General features: G+C 68.7%; 12 protein-coding genes and 1 pseudogene. 6 read left to right on the forward strand and 7 right to left on the reverse strand.

Annotated features, from left to right (window positions below; all coding sequences use genetic code 11):
* The 4 genes from whiA to uvrC form a co-directional block, all read right to left on the reverse strand.
* On the reverse strand, positions 1–287 hold a 287-nt coding region (gene whiA, locus V7E09_RS00425; RefSeq protein ID WP_324522901.1), incomplete at its 3' end, for a DNA-binding protein WhiA.
* A gap of 10 nt (positions 288–297) precedes the next feature.
* A complete protein-coding gene (locus V7E09_RS00430; RefSeq protein WP_324522902.1) occupies positions 298–1,251 on the reverse strand; it encodes a gluconeogenesis factor YvcK family protein in 954 nt (317 codons plus the stop codon).
* The gene (rapZ, locus tag V7E09_RS00435) at positions 1,248–2,111 is read right to left on the reverse strand and encodes an RNase adapter RapZ (protein ID WP_324512091.1); all 864 of its coding nucleotides are present in this window, start codon (positions 2,109–2,111) and stop codon (positions 1,248–1,250) included. Before rapZ ends, V7E09_RS00430 begins: the two co-directional genes overlap by 4 nt.
* Positions 2,112–2,166: 55 nt before the next feature.
* Positions 2,167–4,125, reverse strand: a complete 1,959-nt coding sequence (gene uvrC, locus V7E09_RS00440) for an excinuclease ABC subunit UvrC (protein ID WP_324512092.1) — start codon at positions 4,123–4,125, stop codon at positions 2,167–2,169.
* A 32-nt stretch (positions 4,126–4,157) separates the two neighbouring features.
* On the opposite strand from uvrC, the gene V7E09_RS00445 reads away from it, so the two are divergent.
* On the forward strand, positions 4,158–4,577 hold the full coding sequence (locus V7E09_RS00445; RefSeq protein WP_324512093.1) for a Rieske (2Fe-2S) protein: 420 nt from the start codon (positions 4,158–4,160) through the stop codon (positions 4,575–4,577).
* A 111-nt stretch (positions 4,578–4,688) separates the two neighbouring features.
* On the opposite strand, the pseudogene uvrA reads toward V7E09_RS00445, so the two are convergent.
* Positions 4,689–7,520: pseudogene (gene uvrA, locus V7E09_RS00450) on the reverse strand (excinuclease ABC subunit UvrA); the annotation flags it as partial.
* Between the two features lie 81 nt (positions 7,521–7,601).
* On the opposite strand from uvrA, the gene V7E09_RS00455 reads away from it, so the two are divergent.
* The 4 genes from V7E09_RS00455 (at position 7,602) to V7E09_RS00470 (ending at position 9,809) form a co-directional block, all read left to right on the forward strand.
* Positions 7,602–8,342, forward strand: a complete 741-nt coding sequence (locus V7E09_RS00455; protein WP_324512094.1) for a maleylpyruvate isomerase family mycothiol-dependent enzyme — start codon at positions 7,602–7,604, stop codon at positions 8,340–8,342.
* A gap of 43 nt (positions 8,343–8,385) precedes the next feature.
* Entirely contained in the window at positions 8,386–8,985 is a 600-nt protein-coding gene (locus V7E09_RS00460) for an MBL fold metallo-hydrolase (RefSeq protein ID WP_324522903.1), read from the forward strand.
* On the forward strand, positions 8,982–9,338 hold the full coding sequence (locus tag V7E09_RS00465; protein WP_324522904.1) for a hypothetical protein: 357 nt from the start codon (positions 8,982–8,984) through the stop codon (positions 9,336–9,338). Before V7E09_RS00460 ends, V7E09_RS00465 begins: the two co-directional genes overlap by 4 nt.
* 150 nt (positions 9,339–9,488) lie before the next feature.
* Complete coding sequence (locus tag V7E09_RS00470; RefSeq protein WP_324512097.1) at positions 9,489–9,809, forward strand: hypothetical protein; 321 nt, start codon at positions 9,489–9,491, stop codon at positions 9,807–9,809.
* 67 nt (positions 9,810–9,876) lie between these two features.
* Here the strand turns inward: V7E09_RS00470 and uvrB are convergent, their stop codons facing one another.
* Positions 9,877–11,949, reverse strand: coding sequence for an excinuclease ABC subunit UvrB (uvrB, locus tag V7E09_RS00475; RefSeq protein ID WP_324512098.1), 2,073 nt, complete (start codon positions 11,947–11,949; stop codon positions 9,877–9,879).
* Positions 11,950–12,007: 58 nt separating this feature from the next.
* Positions 12,008–12,607 carry a dephospho-CoA kinase gene (coaE, locus tag V7E09_RS00480; RefSeq protein WP_324512099.1) on the reverse strand — a complete coding sequence of 200 codons (600 nt, stop codon included), beginning with the start codon at positions 12,605–12,607 and terminating at the stop codon, positions 12,008–12,010.
* Positions 12,608–12,672: 65 nt separating this feature from the next.
* Here coaE and V7E09_RS00485 point away from each other — a divergent pair, with 65 nt between their 5' ends.
* A complete protein-coding gene (locus V7E09_RS00485) occupies positions 12,673–13,932 on the forward strand; it encodes a hypothetical protein (protein WP_324512100.1) in 1,260 nt (419 codons plus the stop codon).
* The last annotated feature ends 20 nt before the right edge of the window (positions 13,933–13,952 follow it).

Genomic DNA, 13,952 nt, shown 5'->3' on the forward strand with positions numbered 1-13,952 from the left:
GAGTCACCATCACGGATGAGGCGAACCACGTAGCGGGTGCTGCGCCGCAGCCCGGTGGGGGTCACGACGACGAACTCGCATGTGAGGCCGAACAGGTCCGCGATCGCGGTGCGCAGTCGCCGGGCCGCGGCCCCCGTGTCGAGATCCACCTCGACCATGATCTTGCCGCCCGCGATGTGCAGGCTCCCGGCGAACCGCAGCAGGGCGGCCACCTCGGCTTTGCGGCACGCGGGCTTCGTCACGGGAACGGCCGCGAGCTCCGCCTTCACCTCGGGTGTCAACGCCATGGCCCGGAGTTTAGTGGCCGATGACGTCGGAGTAGACCGACGCGAGCCGGTTCACGTCGTGACTGGGGCTTCCGTCCAGGACGCGCAGCGGCGCCGACACCACCTCCGCGCCCAGGGAGGCGGCCCGGCGCCGAAACTGCGGATCCTGGTCGACGTAGGCCGCGTCGCACACGATGGTGTCCAACCGCAGTCCGGGCGCATGGTCGGCGAGGACCTCCAGGTGGTGCGACGGCGAGAACCCCTGCGTCTCATCGGCCGGGGCCACGTTCATGGTGAGGATGCGGCGCGCCGGCGTGGTGAGGATCGCCTCGGCCATCTCGGGAACCAGCAGATGGACCAGGACCGAGGTGAACCAGGATCCCGGCCCCAGCACGATGTGATCGGCGTGCCGGACCGCCTCCACGGACTCGGGACAGGCGGGCGGCGCCGCGGGCACCAGCCGCACCTCCTGCACGCCGGGTGTCTTGGCGACGTTCGCCTGGCCCCGGACGACGCTCACCCCGTCAGGGTGGGCAGGATCGAGACCGATCACGTCCGCCTCGATCAGCAACGGCACCGACGCCATCGGCAGGACGCGGCCCTGCACGTCGAGCAGGCGGGCGACCATGTCCAGCCCGGACACCGCATCCCCGAGCCGCTGCCAGATCCCGGCGATGAGGAGATTGCCGATCGCGTGTCCGGCCAGCGGCCCGTCCCCGCCGAACCGGGACTGCAGCACGTCGGCCCACAGTCGGCCGTCTCGGTCGTCCCCGCACAACGCCGCCAGCGCCATCCGCAGGTCGCCGGGCGGGAGGATGTCGAACTGCTCGCGGAGCCGGCCCGAGGACCCCCCGTCGTCGGCCACCGTCACGATGGCGGTCAGGTCGCCGGTGACGCGACGCAGCGCGCGCAGCGATGCGGCCAGCCCGTGACCGCCGCCGAGGGCGACGACCGCGGGGAACCGTTCCGCGAGCGGCCCGCTCACTCCAGCCCCAGGTCGCGATGGTCGACGTGCACCGACAGGCCTTCCTCCCGGAGCCGTCGCGCGAGTTCCTCCGTCATGGCGGTGGACCGGTGCTTGCCGCCCGTGCAGCCGATGGCCACCGTGGCCACCCTCTTGCCCTCCCGCTGATACCCCGGAAGAACGGTGTCCAGGACCCCGCCGACGCCCTCCAGCCACGCCTGCGCCGCGTCCTGTCCCAGCACATAGGAGGACACCGCGTGCGACAACCCCGTCTGCGGGCGGAGCTCGGGCACCCAGTGCGGGTTCGGCAGGAAGCGCACATCGAGCACCATGTCGGCGTCGATCGGGATGCCGTTCTTGAACCCGAACGACATCAGCGTCAGTTTGAAGGCCCGGTCATCGGAGCTGCTGAACGCGTAGGCGACACGGTCGGAGAGTTGATGGACGTTGATGTCGGAGGTGTCGATGACGATGTCGGCGGCAGCCCGCAAGGTGGCCAGCATGGCGCGCTCGCGCCGGATGCCATCCAGCAGCGCTCCGTCACCCTGCAGCGGATGCGGACGACGGACGGATTCTTGCCGCCGCACGATCACGGCGTCGGACGCCTCGACGAAGATGATCTGCGGAAGGATGCCCTTCTCCTGCAGCGCCTCGAAGGCGGCCGGGATGTCGTCGAACTCGATCCGGGTGCGGACGTCCAGCACGACGGCCACCCGGTCGTAGCCGGCCGCGGCGGCCACATCCACGAAGGTGGGCAGCATCGTGGGCGGGAGGTTGTCGGCGACGTACCAGCCAAGATCCTCCAACGTGTGGGCGACGCTACGGCGGCCCGCACCCGACATTCCGGTGATGGCGAGGAACCTGATGGCTGGCTCGGTCATGGCGCCATTATGGCGGCTGCGCGCAACGCGGTGGTGGTGGCGCTCCGGCTACGGCTCAGCCGGGCAGCACCTCGCCGGTCGCCGTGTTGATGGCCTCGCCTGCGGGCTCTGCGTCCAACGCCAGCTTGATCGCCAGCGCCGTCTTCGGACCGATGCCCGGCACGGCCGCGATGTCGTCGAGGTGGGCGGCCCGCAGCTTGCGCAGGGAACCGAAGTGCTTGAGCACCGCTTTGCGCCGCAGTTCCCCCAACCCGGGCACCTGGTCCAGCAGCGAGTCGACCATGGACTTGCTCCGGCGTCCCCGGTGGTGGGTGATGGCGAACCGGTGGGCCTCATCACGGGCCCGCTGCAGCAGATAGAGGCCCTCGGAGGTGCGGGGCAGGATCAGAGGGAACTCCTCCTGCGGGATCCACACCTCCTCCAGACGCTTGGCCAGCCCCACCACGGGCACATCGGTGATGCCGAGCTCACTCATGGCCGCCTGCGCCGCAGCGACCTGCGGGGCGCCGCCGTCGACGATCAGCAGGGAGGGCTTGTAGGCGAACTTGCGCGCCACGCCGGTGGTGGCGTCTTTGAGCACGGCGTCCTCCCCGGTCAGGGACGCTTGGTCCTCCAGGTAGCGACGGAACCGGCGCGTGATGACCTCGTGCATGGCACCGACGTCGTTGCTGCCCTCCACGGTCTTGATGACGAACCGGCGGTACTCGGATTTGCGCGGCAGCCCGTCCTCGAAGACGACCATCGAGGCGACGACCTCGGTTCCCTGCAGGTGGGAGATGTCGTAGCACTCGATGCGCAGGGGTGGGGTGTCGAGGCCCAGCGCCTCGCCGATCTCCTCCAGGGCCCGGTTCCGGGTGGACAGGTCGGACGCGCGCCGGGTCTTGTGCAGCATCAGCGCCTCGGCGGCGTTGCGGGCCACCGTGTCCAGCAGCACGCGCTTGTCACCCCGCTGCGGCACGTGAACGCGGACGCGGGAGCCCCGCGCCTCGCTGAGAAGGTCCTCCAACGCTACCCCGGACGCGGGCGCGACGGGCAGCAGGACTTCGCGTGGAACCGCACCGGACGTGACCGACCCATCGGGGCCGGCGTACAGCTGCAGGCAGAACGTCTCGATGAGCTCCTCCAGGCTGGAGTCGTCGGAGCGGTCCGCGACCCAGCCGCGCTCCCCCCGCACCCGCCCTCCCCGGACGTGGAACACCTGGATCGCCACCTCGAGATCGTCGCAGGACACGGCGATGACGTCGGCGTCGGTGCCGTCCGGCAGCACGATGGCGTTCTTCTCGGTGGCCGATTCCAGTGCACCGAGCTGGTCGCGCAGCATCGCCGCCCTCTCGAACTCCAAGTTGTCGGAGGCCACCTCCATGGCGCGGCGCATCCGCCGGACGATGCGGTTGGTGTTGCCGGCGAGGAAGTCGCTCATCTCCTCCACGATCGCCCGGTGGGCGTCGGCGTCGATGCGGCCCACGCAGGGGGCGGAGCACTTGCCGATGTAGCCGAGCAGGCAGGGCCGTCCGCTGGATGCGGCGCTGCGGAAGACGCCGTTGGTGCAGGACCGCATCGGGAAGATCCGCAGGAGCGAGTCGACGGTGTCGCGGATCGCCCACGCCTGGGCATAGGGCCCGAAGTAGCGGTAGCCCTTCTTGTGCGCGCCGCGTCCCACGAACACGCGCGGGAACTCGTCGGAGGCGGTGATGCACACCCACGGATAGGTCTTGTCGTCGCGGTACTTGATGTTGAACCGCGGGTCGTACTGCTTGATCCACGTGTATTCGAGTTGCAGCGACTCGAGCTCGTTCTGCACCACCGTCCACTCAACCTTGGCTGCGGTGCGGACCATGGTCTGGGTGCGGAAGTGCAGGTTAGCGGGGTCGGCGAAGTACGAGTTCAGCCGCTGCCGGAGGTTCTTCGCCTTGCCGACGTAGATGACAGTCCCGGCAGGGTCGCTGAAGCGGTAGACACCAGGCTGCGTGGGGATCGTCCCGGGTGCGGGACGGTAGCTCGCCGGGTCAGCCATGGGGCCAGTTTAGGCGGGCTAGGGTGGGGTCCATGACTCCGGACCGGCGTACCTTTCTCACCTCCGCGGGCCTGGCGGCGCTCGCCGTCGGCACCGCAGCCGTGACGTCGGGGTGCACCAGTTCGGGTTCGGGTGGTTCCGCCGCGCCGGGCACGTCGGCGTCGCTGTCGGTGCCGGTCGACTCGATCCCCGTGGGCGGTGGCGTCATCCTCGACAACGCGTCATTCGTCGTCACGCAGCCCACCGCGGGCGAGTTCAGGGCCTTCAACAAGATGTGCACCCACCAGGGCTGCCCGGTCTCCTCCATCGAGGGCGCCACCATCGTGTGCCGCTGCCACGGCGCCCACTTCTCCATCACGGACGGGTCGGTCACCCAGGGCCCCGCCACCAAACCGCTGCGGGCCGCCACAGCAGTCCTGGACGGCGCCGAGGTCAGGGTGTCCGCGACGTAGTCGACCGAGCCGCCCCACCACGGCGGCGATCAACGTGCCGACGCCGTCGTTTCCACGCCACAGCGCTACCCTTACCAACCTCGCGACAGCCGGTCAGGCGGGCACCAGATTCAGCAGCGGAGCCAGGAAGGCGCCGGTGTGGCTGGCGGGGTTCGCCGCCACCGCCTCGGGGGTCCCGACGGCCACGACCTCACCGCCCCGGGAACCGCCTTCGGGCCCCATGTCGATGACCCAGTCGGCCGACTTGATCACGTCGAGGTTGTGCTCGATCACCAGGACGGTGTTGCCCTGGTCGGCCAAGCGGTTCAAGACCCCGAGCAGCTTGTTGATGTCCTCGAAGTGGAGGCCGGTGGTGGGCTCGTCGAGGATGTAGATGGTGCGCCCGGTGGAGCGCCGCTGCAGTTCCGTGGCGAGCTTGACGCGCTGCGCCTCACCGCCCGACAGCGTGGTCGCCGGCTGCCCGAGCCGGACGTAGCCCAGCCCGACGTCGACCAGCGTCGCCAGGTAGCGCTTGATGGCGTTGATGGGGGCGAAGAACTCCACCGCCTCCTCGATCGGCATGTCGAGCACCTCGGCGATGGTCTTGGCCTTGTAGCGGATCTCGAGGGTTTCCCGGTTGTAGCGGGCCCCGTGGCACACCTCGCACGGCACGTACACGTCGGGGAGGAAGTTCATCTCGATCTTGATCGTGCCGTCCCCCGAGCAGTTCTCGCAGCGACCGCCCTTGACGTTGAAGCTGAACCGTCCGGGCTGATAGCCGCGGGCCTTCGCCTCGGGTGTCTCGGCGAACAGCTTGCGGATCCGGTCGAACACTCCGGTGTAGGTGGCCGGGTTGGACCGCGGCGTCCGGCCGATCGGCGACTGATCCACATGGATGGCCTTGTCGATCTCGTCCAGGCCGATGATCCGCTTGTGCCTGCCGGGCACGTCCTTGGCGTTGTACAGGTGCCGGGCCAGGGCCTTGGAGAGGATCTGGTTGATGAGCGAGGACTTCCCCGAGCCGGAGACCCCGGTCACGGCGACCAGTTGCTGCAAGGGGATGTCCACGGTGACGTCACGCAGGTTGTTCTCGGTGGCTCCGACGATCGTGATCTTCTTACCGGACCCGGGACGCCGCACCGCAGGTACGGCGATGACGCGGCGGCCGGACAGGTAGGCGCCGGTGAGGGATTCCGGGCTGGCCAGCAGGTCGTCCACCGAGCCCGCCACCACGACCTTGCCGCCGTGCTCACCCGCGCCCGGGCCGATGTCGACCACGTAGTCGGCCGTGCGGATGGTGTCCTCGTCGTGCTCGACGACGATGAGGGTGTTGCCGAGGTTCCGCAACCGGACCAGCGTCTCGATGAGTCGCCGGTTGTCGCGCTGGTGCAGTCCGATGGACGGCTCGTCGAGGACGTACAGGACGCCGACCAGGCCGGACCCGATCTGGGTGGCGAGCCGGATGCGCTGCGCCTCCCCGCCGGACAGGGTCGCCGCCGGGCGGGACAGCGACAGATAGTCCAAGCCCACGTCGAGCAGGAACCTCAGCCGCTCGTTGATCTCCTTGACGACCCGGTGGGCGATGGACGCCTCCCGCTCGGTGAGCTGCAGCCCGCGCATGAAGTCCTGGGCTTTATCGATGGAGAGCCGGGACACCTCGGCGATGTTGAGATCCCCGATGGTGACCGCAAGCGAGGTGGGTTTGAGCCGGGCGCCCCCGCAGGCCTCGCAGGGAACCTCGCGCATGTATCCGGCGAACCGCTCACGGCTGTTGTCGGTCTCCGCTTCGGCGAACCGTCGCCGCACGTACGGGACCGCTCCCTCGAACGAGGCGTTGTAGGTCGTGGAACGCCCGTGACGGTTGACGTGGGTGACCTTGATCTTGCCCTTGATCCCGTTGAGGATCAGGTTCTTGACCGCCGGGGTGAGTTCCTCCCAGGGGGTGTTGACGCTGAAGCCGCGCTCGGCCGCCAGGGTCGCGAAGATGGTCTGGAAGTAGCCGGATACGTACACGGTGCTCCACGGCGAGATCGCGTTCTCGGCCAGGCTGCGGGAGGTGTCGGGGACGATGAGGTCGGCGTCCACCTCCATCTTGGTGCCGAGCCCAGAACACACGGGGCACGCGCCCCAGGGGGCGTTGAACGAGAACTGCCGCGGCTCCAACTCCTCCAGCGAGATGTCGTGCCCGTTGGGGCAGGCCAGCTTCTCGGAGTAGCGCCGGACGCGTTGCGGATCCTCGGCGGGCAGGTCGACGAACTCGACCTCGATGACGCCCTCCGCGAGGCCGAGCGCCGTCTCCACCGAGTCGGTCAGGCGCTGCTTGATCGTCGGCTTCACCGCCAGGCGGTCGACGACCACCTCGATGTTGTGACGCTTCTGCTTGTCGAGTTCGGGGAGCGCGGAGAGCTGATGGATCTCACCGTCGATCTGCACGCGGGTGAAACCCTGAGTCACGTAGGAGCGCAGCAGTTCGGTGTGCTCGCCCTTGCGCCCGCGCACCACCGGAGCAAGGACCATGAAGCGGGTCCCCTCGGGCAGTTCCAGCAAACGATCCACGATCTGCTGGGGCGACTGCCGGGCGATCGTCGCCCCGCAGATCGGGCAGTGCGGATGCCCGATCCGGGCATAAAGCAGGCGCAGGTAGTCGTAGATCTCGGTGATCGTCCCGACCGTGGAGCGCGGGTTCTTGCTGGTGGACTTCTGGTCGATCGCCACGGCCGGGGAGAGCCCCTCGATGAAGTCGACGTCGGGCTTGTCCATCTGGCCCAGGAACTGCCGGGCGTAGGCCGACAGGGATTCCACGTAGCGGCGCTGACCTTCAGCGAAGATCGTGTCGAAGGCCAACGAGGACTTCCCGGATCCGGACAGACCCGTGAACACGATCAGGGCGTCTCGGGGGAGCTCCAAGCTGACGTTGCGCAGGTTGTGTTCGCGCGCGCCGGCCACGATCAGTCGTTCAGTCACCCGGCCATCGTAGGTGTTCCCTCAGACAATTCTTGGGACGGCTTCACCCGGGTGGACCACCCTCCCCGCTAGGGTGACACCATGCTCGCGATCCTCAACCGGGGCCAGGTGGATCCGGCCCTCAAGCGGATCGCCCTCGCCACACAGTCGCTGCTGCGCGACACCATCGACCTCGACGAGGAGCAGTGGCACGCGCCCTCCCTGCTGCCGGGCTGGAGTCGCGCCCACGTCGCCACGCACATCGCCCGCAACGCCGACGCGCTGCGCCGAGTGCTGTCGGCGACGCTGATGGGCGATCCGGCACCGCTGTACCCCTCCGAGTTGTTGAAGTTCAACGACATCGAGCGGGGGGCCGAGCGGACCGGCCTCGAACTCCACGTCGACCTGGACACCGCGGCCGGCGAGTTGGCCCGGCTCATGGAACGCGTCGACGACTGGCAGGTCCCGGTCCGGCTGCCGGCCGGGGAGTTCCCGCTCTCGGTCATCACCTTGATCCGGCTGCAGGAACTCACCCTCCACCACCTCGACCTGGATGCGGGCTTCCGCTGGCAGGAGGTGGATCCGATCCCCGGCGGATGGCTGCTGCAGTGGACGCTGCTGCTGATGCGCGATGATCCTATGTTGCCCGCCGTCGACGTCACCTCCGACAGTGGCGTAACCGCATCCCTGGGCGGTTTCGGCGAACGGGTGACGTTCTCCGGCCCGGATCCTGCGCTGTGGGCCTGGCTGACGGGTCGCACCGCCGGGGACGGCCTGGCGTGGACGCCCGCCACCCACGCCGACGACTCCCGCGCCCCGGTGGTCTTCCCGCTAGCGGGCTGATGCCCGTGCCCCCGGCGGTGAGCGGCGGTGGCACCATGGGGACATGGACATCGTCAGCATCCTGGTGGGCAGCATGGCCAACAACTCCTACCTCCTCACCGATGACGGGGCCGGCCTGCTGATCGACGCCGCGGCCGAGCCGGACACCCTCGCCGCCCTCATCGGCGACACTCCCCTGCGCGCGATCGTCACCACGCATCGGCACCCGGATCACATCGAGGCGCTCGCCGCGCTCGCCGCCACCACAGGCGCACGACTGATCGCCGGAACCCCCGACGCCGACGCCATCGAAACCGAGACCGGTGTCACGATCGACGAACGGGTCTGGGACGGCGACACGATTCGCGTCGGCGGGGCGACGCTGGAGGTGATCGGCCTGGTGGGCCACACCCCCGGCTCCCTCGCGCTGGCCTATGCCCCCGGCGAGGCTGCGGTGCAGTTGTTCACCGGGGACTCGCTGTTCCCCGGCGGGCCGGGAAGGACGACCAACCCGGTCGACTTCGGCTCCCTGATGGACGACCTGGAAGCCAAGGTGTTCGCCCGCTTCGGCGACGACACGGTCGTGTGGCCAGGCCACGGCGCACCCACGACGCTGGGCGCCGAGCGTGAGCACCTGGGCGAGTGGCGCGCCCGGGGTTGGTGAGCGACAGCCCCGATTCGCTGCCCGTCGAGCAGGTGCTGAGGGCTCGACGCGCACGCCAGCTTCTCCTGGCCGGCCATGCGACGTGGGTAGGCGCCATCACGGCGATCCTTCGGGCTTACGATCCCGCAGGCGTCGGCCTGAGCCGCGACCCCCATGAATACGCCCCCGAAGCAGAGTCCATCGCCGAGAGGCTGGGCGATGCGGCGTCCGCGGGGGACGCCGAGCGCATCTGCGTCAATGTGTTCCGCTTCTGGTTCGGACCTGTCACCGGCCGGATGCACGCCCGCCTCACCCGGGCATCCCAGGCGATCTGGGCCACCGCGACCGCCGACGACAAGACCATTCCTCGGTGATCCGCCCAACGACCGTGGCGGCAGAACACCAGCACCGTGCGTTCATGTTGCTGTCCTAGAGTCCGCGTCAGGACAGGACAGACGCGCCCCGGGAGCGTCGGCGACTCACCGGTTCGCACCACGTCTTCGGGGCCGAGCAGGGGAGTCGCAGTGATCAAAGCCAGCACCGGGTGGATCATCGGGGGAGTCACGTCGCTGTCGGTGCTCATCGGTGCGGGCGCCTATCTGTGGTCCGTGCGACCTCTGCCCGACGGCTCCTACACCTGTACCTACCATGGAGTCCGCCTCCCCTACCCGCCCGACGTGGCCGTGGTGGGTGGAGTCGTGGTGGTCACCCCGAACCCCCACCCGGAGGGTGCCTTCACCGACGCTGCGGGCATCGAGCGCACCGACACCGACGTGTTCAAGGCCACCTTCCGCACCGACACCTCGATCCGCGGGACGCAGCTGACCTGCACCCTCGCGCGCTGAGACGCGCCGCCACGCGGGACCCACCCGTGGGGATCCTGGACCGGTTCACACCGCGTCCAGAAGACCCCTACTTGGTGGCCTCGACCACCTGGCGGATGGTCTTCTTCAGGTCGGCCACCTCGTCGCGCAGCCGTGCGGCCGTCTCGAACTGCAACTCTCGCGCAGCCGCGTGCATCTGATCGGTGAGTTCGTGCACCAGCGAGGCCAACTCGGAGGTCGGCAACGCCGACAGGTCGCGATCCCCCTTCGCGGGCACCGGCGAGGTCGGCTTATCGCCGAAGGTTCCCACCACCGACCGGGTGTCCGCGTCCTCACGGGCCAACATCTCGGTGATGTCGGCGATCTTCTTGCGCAGCGGCTGCGGATCGATCCCATGTGCGGTGTTGTAGGCGACCTGCTTGTCGCGCCGCCGGTTCGTCTCGTCGATCGCCGCCTCCATCGACGGCGTCATCTTGTCGGCGTACATGTGCACCTGCCCGCCGACGTTACGGGCGGCGCGCCCGATGGTCTGGATCAACGACCGCTCCGAACGCAGGAATCCCTCCTTGTCGGCGTCCAGGATCGCCACCAGCGACACTTCTGGCAGGTCGAGCCCCTCCCGGAGCAGGTTGATGCCGACCAGGACGTCGTAGCTACCCAGGCGCAGATCCCGCAGCAGTTCGATGCGCTTGAGCGTGTCCACCTCGGAGTGGAGGTACCGCGTCCGGATGCCGTTCTCGACGAGATAGTCGGTCAGATCTTCGGCCATCTTCTTGGTCAACGTCGTGACGAGGACACGCTCGTTGCGCTCCACCCGCGGCCGGATCTCCGCCATGAGGTCGTCGATCTGGCCCTTCGTGGGCTTGACGATGATCTCCGGGTCGATCAGCCCCGTGGGGCGAATGACCTGCTCGACGTAGCCGTCGCCCTTGGCCAGTTCGTAAGGCCCGGGCGTGGCCGACAGGTAGACGGCCTGCCCGATCCGCTCGGTGAACTCCTCGAACCGTAGCGGCCGGTTGTCCATCGCGCTGGGCAGCCGGAAGCCGAAGTCGACGAGGGTGCGCTTGCGCGACATGTCCCCCTCGTACATGCCGCCGATCTGCGGAATGGTGACGTGGGACTCATCCACCACGAGAACGAAGTCCTCGGGGAAGTAATCCAGCAGACAGTTCGGCGGGGTCCCCGGGCCACGGCCGTCGATATGGCGGGAGTAGTTCTCAATGCCCGAGCACGTGCCGATCTGGCGCATCATCTCGATGTCGTAGCCGGTGCGCATCCGCAGCCGCTGGGCCTCCAGCAGTTTGCTCTCACCCTCCAGCGTGGTCAGGCGCTCCCCCAGTTCCGCCTCGATGCCGGTGAGGGCGCGCTCCATCCGCTCCGGGCCGGCCACATAGTGCGAGGCCGGGAACACATAGACCTCTTCGTCCTCGCTGAGCACCTCCCCGGTCAGCGGATGCAGCGTCGAGAGGGCCTCGATCTCGTCGCCGAAGAACTCCACCCGGACGGCGTTCTCCTCATACATCGGGAAGATCTCCATCGTGTCGCCCCGCACCCGGAAGGTGCCGCGCGTTGCCGCGAGATCGTTGCGGACGTACTGGTTCGTCACCAGCGAGCGCGCCAGCGACTCCATGTCGTGCTCCTCGCCGACCCGCAACCGCAGCATGCGGTCGACGTACTCCTGCGGTGTGCCCAGGCCGTAGATCGCCGAGACCGTCGCCACGACGATGACATCACGCCGGGTCAGCAGCGAGTTCGTCGCCGAGTGACGCAGCCGCTCGACCTCCTCGTTCAGCGAGGAGTCCTTCTCGATGTAGGTGTCCGACTGTGGGACGTACGCCTCGGGCTGGTAGTAGTCGTAGTAACTGACGAAGTACTCCACCGCATTGTCGGGGAAGAACTGCCGCAACTCGGTCGCGAACTGCGCCGCGAGCGTCTTGTTGGGCTGCATGACCAGCATCGGACGCTGCAACCGCTCGGCCAGCCAGGCGATGGTCGCCGTTTTGCCGGTGCCCGTCGCACCCAGCAGCACCACATCCTGCTCGCCGGCCCTGACCCGGCGCTCGAGTTCCGCGATGGCGGCCGGCTGATCGCCCCCGGGCTCGAAGTCGGCGTGCACCTCGAACGGTGCCACGCGACGCTTGATGTCGGTGGTGGGACGCATGGCCCCAGCGTAGGCGGGCCCACCGACAGAACAGGGGGCTGTTCGCCCAGGGCGTGGCTCAGGCTTCCCGAGCCCTCAGACGCTGCCACAGGGCGTCCACACGGGCCTCCAGCTCTGCCCGATCACCGTCGTTCACGACGACCTCGTCCGCCACCGTGCGCCGCCGCCGACGCGAGGCCTGCGCGGCGATGCGGAGTTCGGCCTCCTCCCGGGTGAGCCCGCTGCGCGCCATCAGACGCCGCAACTGCGTGTCCTCATCGGCGTCCACCACGATCACCGTGTCGTATCGCTCGGCCAGCCCGGCCTCCACGAGCAACGGAATCACGTCGATGACGATCGCACCCTCGGGAGCATGTTCACGCAGCCACTCGGATCGTTCCCGGATCGCCGGATGGGTGATCCCCTCCAGCGCGGTGCGCGCCTCGGGGTCGGCGAATACGATCCGGCCCAGCGCCGCACGGTCCAGACTTCCGTCCGCTGCCAACACGCCCGGCCCGAACCGTTCCGCGATGGCATCCAGCCCCGGCGTCCCCAGGGCGACCACCTCCCGGGCCAAGACGTCGGAATCGATGATGACGGCGCCGTGCCGGGCCAGCAGGTCCGCCACGGCCGACTTACCCGAGGCGATGCCTCCGGTCAATGCGATGCGCGTTGCCACAGGCGCCATCCTGCCACCGGCACGGGGCCGTCAACGTGTCGTCCGCGCTGGATAGAGTGCGGCCCGTGACCGCACCCATCGACCCTGCGCCCGCCGATGCCGTCCTCCTTGCGTTAGGACGCGTCGGATCGGCCATCACGTCCACTATCGGACGCGGCGTCGCCTGGTTCCTCCGCCTCCCCTGGTGGGTTCAGGTGCTGTGCGTCTGGGCCGTCGGTCGCGCCTACTCGGCCTTCTTCGTCGTGACGATGGCCGCCCACCAAGGGCCTAATCCTTGGTCCCCGGAGACCCCCTCGTACCTGGAGTACATCAACGGGTGGGACGCCGGGTGGTTCCAGGAGATCCTGAAGTCGGGCTACCCGGAGGTTCTCCCCCGCGACGCTCAGGGAACGCTCGTGAACAACACGTGGGCGTTCCTGCCCGGCTACCCCTACCTCGTGCGGGCGGTGATGGCGCTGACCGGCGGGTCGTGGCTCGTCGTCGCGCCTGCGGTGTCGATGATCTCCTCGGCGATCTTCTTCCTGATGGCCTACCGGCTGTTCCGGCAGCGGGCCGAGCACGAGACGACGATCGCGGCCCTCCTGCTGATCACGTTCAGCACGGCGGCCCCGGTCCTGCAGTTTCCCTACTCGGAGTCGACCACGCTCGTGCTGCTGACCGGATGGCTCCTGCTGATGAGCCGCGGCCGCTACCTGTGGGCGGCGCTGCTGCTCCCCGTGATCGCGCTGTTTCGCCCCCTCTCGGCTCCGCTGGCCTGCGCCACCGTGATCATCGTGGTCACCACCGCCCTGGCGCACCGGAGAGGGGGGCAGCCGCTCCGCTGGACCACGCTGGCCTCGATGGCCGTCGCGGCCGTGACCTCCATCGCCTGCGTCGGGTTGTGGCCCGGGATCGTGGCCTGGCGCACCGGCATCCCGAACGCCTACCTGCTCACCGAGGCCACCTGGCAGCAGGGCAAACACCTGTCCGTGCTCGCGTTGTTCTTCGGCTCCTTCGAACGCTACTTCGGCGCCGACGGGATCCTCGTGGCGCTGATCGCCCTGGCCCTGATCGCCTGGGCCATGCTGAGCGCCCCCACCCTGCGTCTCGGCCTGGTGTCGTGGGCATGGGTCGGCGCGACGCTGGGGTATCTAGCTCTGATCGCGCCCTTCGACACGACCACCATCCGGCTGGGACTATTCGCGTTCCCGCTGGCCTTGGCCGCCATGTGGGCCTCGCCGAACCGCGCGTATCGGACGCTCCTGATCGTCATGGCTGCTGCCTCACAGATCCTCTGGTTCACCTACGCCTGGTACTGGTCAGGCAAGGGGTACCCCACCCCCTGATCTGGGCCGCTCACACGACG

This window comes from Propioniciclava sp., from assembly GCF_036744435.1.
In the GTDB taxonomy this organism is placed as follows: Bacteria; Actinomycetota; Actinomycetes; order Propionibacteriales; family Propionibacteriaceae; genus Propioniciclava.